This is a genomic window from Coprococcus sp. HCN-4056, assembly GCF_037892645.1.
Classification (GTDB): Bacteria; Bacillota; Clostridia; order Lachnospirales; family Lachnospiraceae; genus Coprococcus; species Coprococcus ammoniilyticus.
In genome coordinates this window covers 220,156-234,587 of the sequence record NZ_JBBKBL010000002.1, presented here as the reverse complement: position 1 = coordinate 234,587, position 14,432 = coordinate 220,156, and the positions used below count along the sequence as shown (strand labels likewise).

Annotated in this window: 15 protein-coding genes; all 15 read left to right on the top strand. The window is 39.8% G+C overall.

Annotation, left to right across the window (positions count from 1 at the left end; genetic code table 11):
• Positions 1 to 23: 23 nt before the first annotated feature.
• The 15 genes from WKT03_RS03555 to WKT03_RS03490 all read left to right on the top strand — a co-directional run bounded on the left by WKT03_RS03555 (position 24) and on the right by WKT03_RS03490 (position 14,398).
• Positions 24 to 557: a Holliday junction resolvase RecU gene (locus WKT03_RS03555; RefSeq protein ID WP_008400805.1), complete on the top strand. Its 534-nt coding sequence runs from the start codon at positions 24 to 26 to the stop codon at positions 555 to 557.
• A 129-nt stretch (positions 558 to 686) separates the two neighbouring features.
• Positions 687 to 1,943: an ATP phosphoribosyltransferase regulatory subunit gene (hisZ, locus tag WKT03_RS03550; RefSeq protein ID WP_173788646.1), complete on the top strand. Its 1,257-nt coding sequence runs from the start codon at positions 687 to 689 to the stop codon at positions 1,941 to 1,943.
• Positions 1,944 to 2,010: 67 nt separating this feature from the next.
• Positions 2,011 to 2,658: an ATP phosphoribosyltransferase gene (gene hisG, locus WKT03_RS03545; RefSeq protein WP_021943839.1), complete on the top strand. Its 648-nt coding sequence runs from the start codon at positions 2,011 to 2,013 to the stop codon at positions 2,656 to 2,658.
• A gap of 2 nt (positions 2,659 to 2,660) precedes the next feature.
• A complete protein-coding gene (hisD, locus tag WKT03_RS03540; RefSeq protein WP_021943840.1) occupies positions 2,661 to 3,950 on the top strand; it encodes a histidinol dehydrogenase in 1,290 nt (429 codons plus the stop codon).
• Positions 3,951 to 4,060: 110 nt separating this feature from the next.
• Positions 4,061 to 4,654 (top strand): imidazoleglycerol-phosphate dehydratase HisB, encoded by a 594-nt coding sequence (gene hisB / locus WKT03_RS03535; RefSeq protein ID WP_021943841.1) that lies wholly within the window; start codon positions 4,061 to 4,063, stop codon positions 4,652 to 4,654.
• Positions 4,655 to 4,663: 9 nt separating this feature from the next.
• On the top strand, positions 4,664 to 5,926 hold the full coding sequence (hisIE, locus tag WKT03_RS03530) for a bifunctional phosphoribosyl-AMP cyclohydrolase/phosphoribosyl-ATP diphosphatase HisIE (protein WP_008400812.1): 1,263 nt from the start codon (positions 4,664 to 4,666) through the stop codon (positions 5,924 to 5,926).
• Positions 5,927 to 5,938: 12 nt separating this feature from the next.
• The gene (gene alaS, locus WKT03_RS03525; protein ID WP_340390920.1) at positions 5,939 to 8,605 is read left to right on the top strand and encodes an alanine--tRNA ligase; all 2,667 of its coding nucleotides are present in this window, start codon (positions 5,939 to 5,941) and stop codon (positions 8,603 to 8,605) included.
• Positions 8,606 to 8,738: 133 nt separating this feature from the next.
• Positions 8,739 to 8,915, top strand: a complete 177-nt coding sequence (rpsU, locus tag WKT03_RS03520) for a 30S ribosomal protein S21 (RefSeq protein ID WP_008400815.1) — start codon at positions 8,739 to 8,741, stop codon at positions 8,913 to 8,915.
• 497 nt (positions 8,916 to 9,412) lie between these two features.
• A complete protein-coding gene (locus WKT03_RS03515; protein WP_340390919.1) occupies positions 9,413 to 9,595 on the top strand; it encodes a hypothetical protein in 183 nt (60 codons plus the stop codon).
• A gap of 59 nt (positions 9,596 to 9,654) precedes the next feature.
• Entirely contained in the window at positions 9,655 to 9,924 is a 270-nt protein-coding gene (locus WKT03_RS12630) for a YabP/YqfC family sporulation protein (RefSeq protein ID WP_117784860.1), read from the top strand.
• 28 nt (positions 9,925 to 9,952) lie between these two features.
• Positions 9,953 to 11,170: a sporulation protein YqfD gene (gene yqfD / locus WKT03_RS03510; protein ID WP_340390918.1), complete on the top strand. Its 1,218-nt coding sequence runs from the start codon at positions 9,953 to 9,955 to the stop codon at positions 11,168 to 11,170.
• Positions 11,163 to 12,224, top strand: a complete 1,062-nt coding sequence (locus tag WKT03_RS03505) for a PhoH family protein (protein ID WP_021943845.1) — start codon at positions 11,163 to 11,165, stop codon at positions 12,222 to 12,224. The genes yqfD and WKT03_RS03505 overlap by 8 nt, the downstream gene beginning before the upstream one ends.
• 8 nt (positions 12,225 to 12,232) lie before the next feature.
• On the top strand, positions 12,233 to 12,745 hold the full coding sequence (ybeY, locus tag WKT03_RS03500) for an rRNA maturation RNase YbeY (RefSeq protein ID WP_021943846.1): 513 nt from the start codon (positions 12,233 to 12,235) through the stop codon (positions 12,743 to 12,745).
• Positions 12,732 to 13,817 (top strand): DUF3048 domain-containing protein, encoded by a 1,086-nt coding sequence (locus WKT03_RS03495; RefSeq protein ID WP_117784858.1) that lies wholly within the window; start codon positions 12,732 to 12,734, stop codon positions 13,815 to 13,817. Before ybeY ends, WKT03_RS03495 begins: the two co-directional genes overlap by 14 nt.
• Positions 13,818 to 13,933: 116 nt before the next feature.
• Entirely contained in the window at positions 13,934 to 14,398 is a 465-nt protein-coding gene (locus tag WKT03_RS03490) for a hypothetical protein (protein WP_340390917.1), read from the top strand.
• Positions 14,399 to 14,432 lie beyond the last annotated feature (34 nt).

Genomic DNA, 14,432 nt, shown 5'->3' with positions numbered 1-14,432 from the left:
AAAAGATAAAGAGGCAGAATCGGATGGCAACTTGGAATTCCAGAGGACTTCGTGGTTCCTCACTTGAGGAACTGATCAATTATACAAATGAATATTATCGGGAAAAGAAGCTGGCAGTTGTCCAGAAGATCCCGACTCCGATCAAACCGATCCGTATGGATAAAGACAGCAGCCAGATCACGCTGGCGTATTTTGAAAAAGATTCTACGGTCGATTACATCGGTGTCGTACAGGGCATTCCGATATGCTTCGATGCGAAGGAATGTGCGGTTGATACGTTTTCTTTACAGAATATACATGAGCATCAGTATCATTTTATGAAAGAGTATGAGGAACAGCAGGGAGTCAGCTTCCTGATCATATTTTTTACGCATAGAAACAAATATTACTATTTACGTTTTTCGGAATTAAAGACTTATATGGATCGCGTGAACGAGGGACATGCAAAGAATTTCAAATATGAAGAACTGAATCCGGATTTCTTTATTCATGCAAAAAATGGAGCACTGGTTCATTATCTGGAGCTTCTCGATAAAGATTTGCAGTTAAGAGCATAAAGGATCAGGAAAAATCTTGACAAATGCCAACGTCTCACCTATAATGAGCACATTGTTGAAATAACTAATTATCGTGTTATCACTTTAATACGATAAAGCGAATAGGCATGGATAAAAGGAGGAAAAGAGATGCAGGATAAACTGTTACAGACTCCGGACGGAGTAAGAGACACCTATGATGTAGAATGTAAAAAGAAAAGAAAGATTATTGAGAAGCTGCATCATACTCTGGAGTTATACAGCTATCATGATATAGAGACACCTACATTTGAGTATTTTGATATATTTAACCGTGATAAGGGATCTGCACCGTCAAATGAAATGTACAAGTTCTTTGACCGTGATAATAATACGCTGGTATTACGCCCGGATATCACACCTAGTATTGCAAGATGTGTAGCAAAATATTACAAGGACGAACAGCTTCCGATCCGTCTGTGCTATACAGGAAATACATATTCAAACCCAAGAAAATTGCAGGGAAAATTAAAGGAAGTTACACAGATCGGTGCTGAGCTTATAAATGATGATTCTTCTGCAGCAGATGCAGAGATCATAGCAACTGTTGTTGATTCTTTTAAGGCACTTGGAATCGACGAGTTCCAGATCGAGATCGGACAGATCGATTATTTTAAGGGAATCGTTGCAGAAGCCGGAATTACAGAAGCTGAGGAGCTTCAGATCAAAGAATATATCAATATCAAGAACTTCTTTGGTTTGGAGGAATATTTAAAGAAGCTGGATATGAGTCCTGTTTTAAAGAAAGCCTTTCTTGCATTTGACTCTTTATTCGGTGGAGAATCCATGTTAGAGCAAGCAGAGAAGCTGGTTACGAATCCGGTATCACTTGCAGCCGTTCACAGATTACAGAGAATCTATAAGGCATTATGCTGTTATGGATATGACAAATATATCGGCTTTGATCTCAGTATGTTAAATGGTTATAACTATTATACCGGCGTGATCTTCCGCGGATATACCTACGGAACCGGAGATGCAGTTGTAAAGGGTGGCCGATATAATAACCTGTTAAAGCAGTTTGGCAAAGATGCACCGTCTATTGGTTTTGCATTTACCGTAGAAGAACTGATCATGGCACTGTCCAGACAGAATATCGAGGTTTCGGTTGAATATTCGAATACGATTATTCTCTATGATATCGAGAATCAGGAGCCCGCGATCAGTCTTGGTAAGAGTCTGCGCCAGAATGATAAGAAGATTGAATTGATACGCAAATCTGTCAGAAAGTCAGTGGAAGATTATCTGGAATATGCAAAAAGAGAGCATTTTTCCGGACTGTTTTATTTTGAAAACAGTGATACGGTCAAGGTATTTGATCTTGTGTCCGGTGATGAGAACGAGGTGGCTATCGCATCCTTGAAATAAGCGGACAAAAACAGAAAGAAATTCAAAATTAGAATTTGATCGATGGATAGATTGGAGAGATAAATCAATGAGATATTTAACATTTGCACTTGCAAAGGGCAGACTTGCAAAGAAAACCCTTGCATTGCTTGAACAGATAGGAATTACCTGCGATGAAATGAAAGACCCGGATACCAGAAAGCTGATCTTTGTGAATGAAGAAATGAAGCTGAAGTTCTTCCTTTCAAAGGCAACAGATGTACCAACCTATGTAGAATACGGTGCAGCAGATATCGGTGTAGTTGGTAAGGATACGATATTAGAAGAAGGCAGAAACCTGTACGAGGTAATGGATCTCGGATTCGGTAAATGCCGGATGTGTGTCTGTGGTCCTCATAAAGCAAAAGAATTATTGAAGAAAAATGAGATCATCCGTGTTGCCAGCAAATATCCGAATATTGCAAAAGATTATTTTAATAATCAGAAGAACCAGACGGTTGAGATCATCAAATTAAACGGTTCGGTCGAGCTTGCGCCGATCGTTGGCTTATCAGAGGTGATCGTTGATATCGTTGAGACCGGAAGTACTCTTCGTGAAAACGGACTGGAAGTTTTAGAAGAAGTTTGTCCGTTATCTGCAAGAATGGTTGTAAATCAGGTAAGCTTAAAGATGGAAAATGAGAGAATCAGAAAGCTGCTTGCTGATCTGAATTCGTTGATTAATAAGGAGGCATAAAAATGAGAATTGTAAATCTGACGGAAGAAACCAGAAAGAACATTTTAAAGGATCTGTTAAAAAGAAGCCCAAGCAATTTCGGATCTTATGCAGATACAGTAGAGAAGATCGTAAATGATGTCAGAGATCGTGGAGACGAGGCATTATTTGGATATACCAAGCAGTTTGATAAAGCAGATATCAACGCCGGAAATGTTCTGGTTACAAAAGAAGAGATTGAATATGCTTATACACAGGTAGATGAGAAACTGATCGAGGTTATCAGAAAAGCAAAAGAAAACATTCGCACCTATCACGAAAAACAGCGTCAGTACAGTTGGTTTGATTCTGATCCGAAGGGTATCATGCTTGGACAGAAGGTAACAGCATTGGAATCTGTCGGAGTATATGTACCGGGTGGAAAAGCTGTGTATCCATCTTCCGTATTGATGAACATTATGCCTGCAAAGGTAGCAGGTGTTAAAAATATTATAATGACCACTCCTTGTAACAGCGAGGGTGAAGTATATGCGACTACACTGGTTGCAGCAAATGAAGCCGGTGCGACTGCTATCTACAAGGCAGGCGGCGCACAGGCAATCGCGGCTCTTGCATATGGAACGGAATCCATTCCAAAGGTTGATAAGATCGTAGGACCCGGAAATATCTTCGTTGCACTTGCAAAACGTGCGGTATACGGACATGTCAGCATCGATTCGATTGCAGGTCCATCCGAAATCCTTGTAATTGCAGATGAGACAGCAAATCCAAGATATGTTGCAGCCGATCTGTTATCACAGGCAGAGCATGATGAGATGGCATCCGCCATTCTGATCACAACTTCAAAAGAACTTGCCGAAAAGGTATCAGCTCAGGTCGATGAATTTATAAAGGTATTATCCAGAAAAGAGATCATTCGGAAATCCATTGATACATACGGCTATATCTTATTAGCTGATAATATGGCAGATGCGGTTGAAGCAGCAAATGCAATTGCTTCCGAACATCTGGAGATTGTAACTGCAAATCCATTTGATGTTATGACAAGGATCAAGAATGCCGGTGCGATCTTCATCGGTGAATATTCATCCGAACCACTGGGTGATTATTTTGCCGGACCGAACCATGTACTTCCAACAAACGGAACAGCGAAGTTCTTCTCCCCGTTAAGTGTGGATGACTTCATTAAGAAATCAAGCATCATCTATTATTCCAGAGAAGCTCTTGAAGAAGTACATGAAGACATTGAAAGCTTTGCAAAATCAGAGCAACTTACAGCACATGCTAATTCTATTGCAGTAAGATTTGAATAGTGGTATAATATGAAACCAAGATTGCACAGGCGTCTGTATTATCAGTCCGCCTGTGCTTGTAGTTGCCAAAGTATCGGAAGAAAAATGTATAAAAACAAGGGAGAAAAGATATGGCGGATAGAGCAGTAAAATGCACAAGAAAAACCAGCGAGACAGATATTGTTCTGGAATTAAATCTGGATGGAAAGGGAGATGCAAAGATCGATACCGGTATCGGATTTTTCGATCATATGCTGACAAGCTTTGCCAAGCACGGATTTTTTGATCTGAATCTGACCGTAAAGGGTGATCTGTATGTGGATTGTCATCATACGATAGAAGATACGGGAATTGTTCTCGGAAAAGCGATCAAAGGTGCGCTTGGAGATAAAAAATCCATTAAGCGTTTCGGTAATTTCTTTCTTCCTATGGATGAAACGCTTGTTATGTGTGCGATTGACCTTTCCGGAAGACCATATCTTGTTTATGATCTGAACCTGATAACAGAGCGGGTTGGATATTTTGATACACAGATGGTAAAGGAATTCTTCTATGCAGTATCCTATGGTGCGGAGATGAATCTGAACCTGAAGCAGTTCTCCGGTTCCAATGACCATCATATCATCGAAGCAGCTTTTAAGGCATTTGCAAAAGCTTTAGATGAAGCAACTTCTATAGACGACAGATTAAATGGTAAAGTGTTATCTACCAAAGGTTCACTTTAAGGAGGTACTATGAGTTATAAGAAAATTATTCCATGTCTGGATCTTGAGAATGCACTTGAAATGGCAAAGTTCTATAATGATGCCGGTGCAGATGAGATTGCATATTTTGACAGTAAAGCAACAAAGGAAGGCAGAGAAGCGAATATTGCAGTTATCAAAGAGATCTGCAAGAATGTCGATATTCCATTGATCGCATGTGGTGGAGTAAGAAGACTGGAAGATATCAAGAAGATGTTATATGCAGGTGCTTCCAAGGTTTGTATGAAATCAGCAGCATTAAATACACCGGAGCTTGTAACGGAAGCCGCTGATCGTTTTGGTTCAGAACGTATCATCGTAACGATTGACCTGAGCGAATGTAAAGAGCCTGTAGCCTATGCAGAGCAGCTTAAGGAACTCGGAGCAGGTGAGCTCCTTTTATTACATAATAATATGGTTCCTGAATATATGGATATCGTAAATGAGATCAAAAACCGTGTAGCACTTCCTGTTATTGTTTCCACCTATTCAACAAATGGGGAAGCAATCTGTGAGATGCTTGAAAAGACAAATGCTGAATCCATTTCTTTATATAATCTGAAACAAATGGATATAATGGAGATAAAGCAGGAATGCAGAAAAGAAGGCATTCCGGTTAATACATTTGAAAGTGCAGTATCCTTTGATGAATTCAAGCTGAATTCTGACGGGCTGATTCCATGTATCACACAGCATTATAAGACCGGGGAAGTTCTTATGATGGCATATATGAATAAGGAATCCTTTGAAAAGACGATCGCAACCGGCAGAATGACATATTACAGCAGAAGCAGACAGGAGCTTTGGACAAAGGGTGAGACATCCGGTCATTTCCAGTTCTTAAAATCATTAAAATTAGACTGTGATAAAGATACCCTGCTTGCAGAGGTTTCCCAGATCGGTGCAGCCTGTCATACCGGCAGCCCGACCTGTTTCTTTACGGATCTGGTTAAGAAGGAATACGATAATACCAATCCGTTAAAGGTATTTGAAGAAGAATACGATATTATCGTTGACAGAAGAAATCATCCAAAGGAAGGTTCCTATACAAATTATCTGTTTGACAAAGGAATTGACAAAATACTGAAAAAGGTTGGCGAAGAGGCAACAGAGATTGTAATTGCTGCCAAGAATCCTGATTCAGATGAAATAAAATATGAGATATCAGATTTCCTGTATCACCTTATGGTTCTTATGGTTGAAAGAGGTGTCAGTTGGACTGATATTACCAAAGAACTGGCTGATAGAAGGTAGGAGGAGAAAACAGTGGAAAAATATGGCGTAAATCAGTTAAGAAAAATGTTTCTGGAATTTTTTGAGAGCAAGGGACATCTGAAGATGAACAGCTTCTCACTGATTCCACATAATGATAATAGTTTGTTATTGATCAACTCAGGTATGGCACCATTAAAGCCTTACTTTACAGGACAGGAGATCCCTCCAAGAAGACGTGTGACCACCTGCCAGAAGTGTATCCGTACCGGTGATATCGAAAATGTAGGTAAGACTGCAAGACATGGTACATTCTTTGAAATGTTAGGTAACTTCTCATTCGGCGATTACTTCAAGCATGAAGCAATTTCATGGTCATGGGAGTTCCTGACCAAGGTTGTAGGCTTAGATGAGAATCGTTTATATCCATCTATCTACGAGGATGATGACGAAGCATTTGATATCTGGAATAAAGAGATCGGAATTGTATCGGAGAGAATTTTCCGTTTTGGGAAAGAAGATAACTTCTGGGAGCATGGCGCAGGTCCTTGTGGTCCATGTTCCGAAATCTATTATGACAGAGGCGAAAAGTACGGATGCGGTAAGCCCGGCTGTACAGTAGGTTGTGACTGTGACCGTTACATGGAAGTATGGAACAACGTATTTACCCAGTTTGAAAATGACGGCCATAACAACTATACAGAACTGGTTCAGAAGAATATCGATACCGGTATGGGACTGGAGCGTCTGGCTGTTGTTGTTCAGGATGTAGATTCCATCTTTGACGTTGATACGATCAAAGCGTTGCGTGATAAAGTATGTGAGATGGCTGGCGTGAAATACATGGAAGACGAGAAGACAGATGTCTCGATCCGTGTTATTACTGATCATATCCGTTCTGTTACCTTTATGGCATCTGACGGTATCCTTCCATCAAATGAAGGACGAGGTTATGTATTAAGACGTCTTCTCCGTCGTGCAGCAAGACATGGCAGATTACTTGGTATCGAAGGCAGATTCCTTGCAGAACTTTCAAAGACAGTAATCGAGATTTCTAAGGATGCATATCCGGAGCTGGAAGAAAAGAAAGCACATATCTTTACCTGTATCAATACAGAAGAAGAAAACTTCAATAAGACGATCGATCAGGGCTTATCAATTCTGAACGGCTTCGTTGAGGAGTTAAATAACAGCGGCAAAAAAGTATTAAATGGCGAAAATGCATTTAAGTTATATGATACCTATGGTTTCCCTCTTGATCTGACAAAAGAGATTCTGGAAGAAAAGGGAATCGAGGTTGATACGGAAGGCTTTAATAAGGCTATGGACAAGCAGAGAGAGACTGCTCGTAAATCAAGAAAAGTATCAAACTACATGGGCGCAGATTCAACTATTTATGAAGATATCGATACAGCTCTTACAAGTAAGTTCATCGGTTATGACAAGGTAGAAGCATCTTCCGATATCATTGCCATAACAGCAGAATATAAAGAGGGCGATCAGGTAACATCCGAACTGGTTGATGTTATTTCCGAAGGCACAAACGGTTCGATCATCACAGCAGAGACACCATTTTATGCTACTATGGGTGGTCAGATCGGTGATACTGGTGTGATCGAGACAGAGAGCGGACGTTTCATTGTTAAAGATACAATCAAGGTTGCCGGTGATAAGATCGCACATCTTGGCTATGTTGAATCCGGTGAATTAAAGAATGGAAGCACAGCGAAGCTTTCTGTAACAGCAGACAGACGTGCACTGATCTGTAAGAACCACTCCGCAACACATCTGCTCCAGAAAGCCTTAAAGATGGTTCTTGGTGATCATGTAGAACAGGCTGGTTCATACGTATCAGAAGACCGTTTAAGATTCGACTTTACACATTTCCAGGCTATGACTCCTGAAGAGATCGCCAAGGTGGAAGCAATCGTAAATGAACAGATCGATAAGGATCTTAAGGTTAAGACAGAAGTTATGAGTATTGAAGATGCCAAGAAGACAGGTGCTATGGCATTGTTTGGCGACAAGTACGGCGAGAAGGTTCGAGTTGTATCTATGGATGACTTCTCTGTTGAGTTCTGTGGTGGTACTCATGTTCCAAATACCGGTGTGATCGGTACATTTAAGATCATCTCTGAAATGGGTGTTGCTGCCGGAGTAAGAAGAATCGAAGCACTGACTTCTGTTGGCGCATTTAATTATTATAAAGAGATGGAAGATGAATTAAAAGCAGCGGCAAAGGCAGCAAAAGCTGAACCTGCAAAGCTGGCTGAAAAGATCGAGACAATGCTCGCTGAGATCAAAGCTCTTACATCTGAAAACTCCAAGTTAAAGGATAAGCTGGCAAAGAATTCTGCCGGAGATGCACTTGCAGATGCAGTAGATGTAAATGGCGTAAAGGTTCTTGCTACCAGCGTAGAAGATACAGATATGAATGCACTTCGTAATCTGGGAGATGATTTCAAGAACAAGCTTGGAACATCGGTTGTCGTTCTTGCTTCCGCCAAGGATGGTAAGGTAAATCTGATCGCTATGGCAACAGACGATGCTGTAAAGAAGGGAGCACATGCAGGAAATATTATCAAAGCGTCTGCAGCACTTGTAGGCGGTGGCGGCGGTGGTCGTCCAAACATGGCTCAGGCCGGGGGAAAGAATCCTGCCGGTATTGCAGATGCACTTGCAAAAGCAGTAGAAATAGCCAAAGAACAGTTAAATGCCTAAAAATAGAAAATAATAAAATTTTTTGTTGACGTTTCAATAATATATGTTATAATTGACTTCGTGCTTAAATAATACCCAAACAGTTGTTATTTTATTAGCATAGTACACAACTGGAGGGAGGTCAGGTGAGAGAATGTCAAATGTAATAGTTAAAGAAAACGAAACATTAGATAGCGCTCTTCGCAGATTCAAGAGAAATTGTGCGAAGGCTGGTATCCAGCAGGAGATTCGTAAGAGAGAACATTACGAAAAGCCAAGCGTTAGACGTAAAAAGAAATCAGAGGCAGCTAGAAAGCGCAAATATAAATAATCTATAGTTTGGATTAGTAAATATGATTTTTTTGAGTACCGAGCAATCGGTACTCTTTTTTTGCGTAAGTGAGCCAAGCACAGATTTCGTGTTTACACGAAAATCTGTATTTGGCGAACGAGCGGCATCGAGCCGATAGGCGAGATGGTGCGGCGTAAGAACATGAAATGTTCTTATAGACGCAAAAAAAGAATATATAAAACGGATGCGAAACATTTAGGCGAGATGGTTCGACGTAAGAACATGAAATGTTCTTATAGACGCAAAAAAAGAATATATAAAACGGATGCGAAACATTTAGGCGAGATGGTGCGACGCAAGAACATGAAATGTTCTTACAGACGCAAAAAAAGAATATATAAAACGGATGCGAAACATTTAGGCGAGATGGTGCGACGTAAGAACATGAAATGTTCTTATAGACGCAAAAAGTTGACACTGACATCACTATAATATATGATGAAATTAATATACAAAAACGAAAGGGACAAACGAATATGAAAAACGCAATTAATATTCTTGCAATAATCTTTGCCTGGGGAGCACTGATCTTAAGTATTTTTGCATTTGGCGATATGATCGGAAATATATTAAAGGCAGTTACCTATGGATTGATTGTAGGAAATGCCGTTCTGGTTAATTTTATCTGTGTCCATAATCTTAAAGAGAATAAAGAGTAAGTCATAATCCGATACCCAACCAACATAATATAGATATAAAGTCAGTTGGGTATCATATCATGCAGCTTCCATTTAATCATAACAGTCTATATGATGTGCCGGATGTCACACCGGACATTAAAAAAAGTTCATCCAAAATCACAATTCATGATAATCACATTATCTATATTGAAAACTATAAATGTATTATATCCTGTTCGGATACCCGGATCCTTGTAAAAACAAAAAAGAATACCATATCGATAAATGGAATTTGCCTGAAAATTGAATATTATTGTCCGGAAGAACTGAAGATATCAGGCAACATTCTATATATCAATTATGAATAATATTGTGTACATAGAAGGGGGAAACCGGATGTTTGATATTATATTAAGGTATCTGTATGGATTTGCAAAAATTCATCTTCGCGGCATTCATATCAACCGTTTTGTAAATCTGTGCAAAGCCAGAGATATTAAACTTTGGAATCTGGAGCAGAAAGAAGATGAAATATTCTTTTTTACTGCTTCAAAGGATATAGCACGATTGGAAGAACCTGCACGGAAAACAGGAAGTGATGTAGAGGTTCTAAGAGTATATGGTATTCGCGAGTTTATTCGAAAAAATAAAAAAAGAATTCCGTTTGTGGCTGGGTTTATCTTGTTTGCTGTTCTGATCTATATTCAATCGTTATTTATATGGGAAATTTCCGTTTCCGGTGAATCAGATTATACATCGGATGAGATACTACAACATATCAATGAATATTATGTGCAGACCGGAACTCCAAAGTCAAAAGTAGACTGCGCAGAGCTGGAGAAAAATCTCCGGAAAGACTTTGAAGATATCGCCTGGATATCATGTGCGCTTACGGGAACAAAGCTGTCGGTGGAGATCACGGAAACATTGAATGTATTTACGGATACCTCCATGAAAGAACCATGCAACATCATTGCTTCACAGGACTGTACGATCACGGAGATCGTAACAGCATCCGGAACACCGGTAGTAAAGGCTGGAGATGATGTGAAGAAAGGCGATATCCTGATCTCTGGTGCAGTTTATCTGTATGATGATAATAATGAAGTTCTGGATACAAATTATGTATCTGCAGAAGGAACTGTATATGGAATCTGTGTATATCATTACAAAGATACAGTTCCGTTATCCTGCTATTCCAAAGAATATACAGGAAATGAAAAGAGCTATTATTCCTTTGGTGCATTTCAGTACAGCCTTACCCCTTATGTACCAAAATGCTCTTTCGAAGCATATGATTTGTTCAGTGATACGAGCCGACTTCATATAGGTAAGAATTTTTACCTGCCATTTCAGATAGAAGCATACACAATAAAGGAGTACCGGTTAAAAAAAGAAACAGTATCCATGGAAGCGGCGGCTGCGTCAGTAAAAGAAAAATTAAGTCGTTATATTGGCAATTTGCAAGAAAAAGGGGTGCAAATAATAGAAAATAATGTTAAAATAACGAATAGCGGAGATGAATGTCTTGCGGAAGGAGATATAACCGTAAGACAGTTGATCGGGATTCCGCATGAATTACAGATTATAAGTGAGGAACAGACGCTTGAGTGAATTCAGCAAATCAATTACAGTTATGTCCGAATACGTTCAGAATGTATTTGGACAATTTGATGTACATGCAAAAAAAATAGAAAAAGCATTTCATGTTTCTATGATCCTGCGCGATGATAAGCTGAAGGTTTCAGGAGAAGAAAAAGACGTGGAGCAGGCGGTTCATGTACTGATCCAGTTATTTGCAGTTGCAGCCAGAGGTACTGCGATCGATGAACAGAAGGTTGATTATACGATCGCCATGTCTAAGGATCACCCTCAGGAAACACAGGAAAATATTGCTGATCTGGATCGGGATATCATATGTCACACGATCAATGGCAAACCGATCAAACCAAAAACACATGGACAGAAGGCATATGTAAATGCAATCGATAAATCCATGATCGTATTCGGTGTAGGTCCTGCTGGAACCGGTAAAACATATCTCGCAATGGCAAAAGCGATCACTGCTTTTAAGAATGGTGAAGTAAACCGGATCATTTTGACACGTCCGGCAATTGAAGCTGGCGAAAAGCTTGGATTTCTTCCGGGAGATTTGCAGAGCAAGGTCGATCCTTATTTAAGACCGCTTTATGATGCATTATATGAGATCATGGGACCGGAGTCCTTTGCCAAGAATATGGAAAAAGGTCTGATTGAAGTAGCACCACTTGCATATATGCGGGGACGTACACTGGACAATGCTTATATTGTACTGGACGAGGCACAGAATACAACACCGGCACAGATGAAGATGTTCCTAACCCGTATTGGTTTTGGATCGAAAGCAATCATTACCGGTGACCTTTCCCAGAAGGACCTTCCGTTTGAGACAAGATCGGGACTGGAAGTAGCTTTGACCGTTATCAAAAATATCGAAGAAATCAGTGTCTGCCATCTGACAAGTCTTGATGTTGTAAGACATCCGCTGGTACAGAAGATCGTAAATGCATATGAGGTTTACGAGGAGAAGCAGAACAGGCAGAAAAAACAGCGTTCGGAGCAGGAAAATCGTAACCAAAACGATGGCAGACGATACGGAGAGAACCGAAATAATAAAAGAAAAAGGTAAGAAATACAATGTCATTAAATGTAGAAAATGAATATGGAGAAATCCAGATCCCTGATTATGAACATGTGATCGAAACAGTGATCGGACAGGCTCTGGATTTTATAAAGTGTCCTTATGAATGTGAGATTTATGTATTGCTCACAGATAATTCGGGCATACAGACTATCAATAATTGTCAGAGAAATATCGATGCACCGACAGATGTATTGTCATTTCCTCTGATTGATTATAAAGAACCGGGAGATTTTAGTGTTGTAGACGGGGATACCTGTGATTATTTCAATCCGGAAAGCGGAGAACTGATGCTTGGAGATATCATTATTTCCATGGATCGCGTATATGAACAGGCAGAAAGCTACAATCACTCGAACACCAGAGAACTGGCATTTCTGGTAGCGCACAGTATGCTTCATTTGTTTGGTTATGATCATATAGATGAAGAAGAGCGCAAACAGATGGAAGATCTTCAGGAACAAATACTTAATGAGAAAGGATACACAAGGGATTATGAAGAAAACTAAATATGCAATTGCTTTAGCAGCATTAGGAGTTTTATCACTTGGTGTTATGGGATGTGGTAAGAAAGAGACATCAACAGAAGCAACCACAGAAACCACAACGACAGAAGCAACAACAGAAGCTACCACAGAGGCAACAACAGAAGTACAGCATGAGGGCGTATATAACGACCTGACTGGCGAATGGGTTACAGACCGGACGGAAGAGTACGGTCGTCCGATCGCAGTTATGTTAAATAATATTTCTGACGCTATGCCACAGTGCGATATAGGTAAAGCAGATATCGTTTATGAGATGAAGGTAGAAGGTGGAATCACCAGACTGCTTGGTATTTTTAACGATTATTCCAATCTTGAAAAACTTGGATCAATCAGAAGCTGCCGTCCATATTATGTAACCGTTGCTATGGAATATGATGCAATCTATATGCATTACGGTCAGTCCCCACAGGGTGAGGAAAAACTTTCAAGCTCAGGAATCAATAATCTGAGTGGCTTAAGTTCGGAAGGTGGAGTAACATACTACAGAGCATCTGACAGGGTATCACCACATAATGTATTTACAGATACAGAAAAGATCAAAGCCGGCATCGAACAAAAAGGATATGAAACAAAGCATAGCGATAGTTTCAAGAGTGTGTTCTCATTTAATGAAGAGATCACAGCTCCTGCTGGCGGCGAAAAGGCAGAAAAGATTACAACTCCGATCAGCAATTACACAACACCTTGGTTTGAATATCATGCAGATGATGGCCTCTACTACAGATTCCAGTATGGCGGAGAACAGACAGATGGAAATACAGGTGATCAGCTTAAGTATGAAAATGTCCTGATCCAGTTTGCTCATTATACAAGCATTGATGATCATGACAGACAGCAGCTTGATCTGGTTGGTGAAGGAACCGGACTTTATGCTTCCAATGGAGTGATCGTTCCTGTAACATGGAAAAAATCATCTGAAAATGCGATCACAAAGTATTATACAGAGGACGGCAATGAATTAAAGCTGAATCCTGGAAAAACATGGGTGACAGTATTTGAAAAAGACAAAGCTGACAGCGTAACATGGGAATAAACAAATAAATATATAAGAAAAAAGGAAAACAGGCAGGTAAAAGCTAATAATTACCAGCCTGTTTTTTGCATAGATCTGATGGATGTGCAGATAATCATGATAAGAGGTGATTATCTGTGAAAAAAATTTTATTGATTCTTGGTGGGATGCTCATTCTGTTTTTGCTTGCTTTTTGCTGTTCCTATACGATATACCAGAAAACTGACAGCTTTTCGGATGATTCATATGCCGTAGAAACAATAACAGGCAAAGGACGATCCGGCAAACGACAAGAGATTCAATACGATCCAATTTCAGAAGAAAAAACATCAGAAGAAAAAACACCAACATATGGAACGACAACCGGAGAACGATCGTCGTCCGAAGATGCTTCCACACAGGTGGCGGCGGAGTCGTATCGTTTTCTGGTAAATGAATTAAATGGATATGTAGCGGTCTTTACAGCAAATGGCAGTTTGTATGAATTTACCGATATCCGGATCAAGGATCTGGACAACATTCTAAAAAACAGGATCATAAATGGTATTAAATTTCAAAAAGAGAAAGAATTGTTTACTTTTCTTGAATCATGTTCCAGTTAATGCTAGAATATGGATGGTTTAAAAGGAGTAAATA

Bases quoted from the DNA above. Each gene is read 5' to 3' on its own strand.
- WKT03_RS03555 (WP_008400805.1), top strand. From the start codon at position 24: ATGGCAACTTGGAATTCCAGAGGACTTCGTGGTTCCTCACTTGAGGAA.
- hisZ (WP_173788646.1), top strand. From the start codon at position 687: ATGCAGGATAAACTGTTACAGACTCCGGACGGAGTAAGAGACACCTAT.
- hisG (WP_021943839.1), top strand. From the start codon at position 2,011: ATGAGATATTTAACATTTGCACTTGCAAAGGGCAGACTTGCAAAGAAA.
- hisD (WP_021943840.1), top strand. From the start codon at position 2,661: ATGAGAATTGTAAATCTGACGGAAGAAACCAGAAAGAACATTTTAAAG.
- hisB (WP_021943841.1), top strand. From the start codon at position 4,061: ATGGCGGATAGAGCAGTAAAATGCACAAGAAAAACCAGCGAGACAGAT.
- hisIE (WP_008400812.1), top strand. From the start codon at position 4,664: ATGAGTTATAAGAAAATTATTCCATGTCTGGATCTTGAGAATGCACTT.
- rpsU (WP_008400815.1), top strand. From the start codon at position 8,739: ATGTCAAATGTAATAGTTAAAGAAAACGAAACATTAGATAGCGCTCTT.
- WKT03_RS03515 (WP_340390919.1), top strand. From the start codon at position 9,413: ATGAAAAACGCAATTAATATTCTTGCAATAATCTTTGCCTGGGGAGCA.
- WKT03_RS12630 (WP_117784860.1), top strand. From the start codon at position 9,655: ATGCAGCTTCCATTTAATCATAACAGTCTATATGATGTGCCGGATGTC.
- yqfD (WP_340390918.1), top strand. From the start codon at position 9,953: ATGTTTGATATTATATTAAGGTATCTGTATGGATTTGCAAAAATTCAT.
- ybeY (WP_021943846.1), top strand. From the start codon at position 12,233: ATGTCATTAAATGTAGAAAATGAATATGGAGAAATCCAGATCCCTGAT.
- WKT03_RS03495 (WP_117784858.1), top strand. From the start codon at position 12,732: ATGAAGAAAACTAAATATGCAATTGCTTTAGCAGCATTAGGAGTTTTA.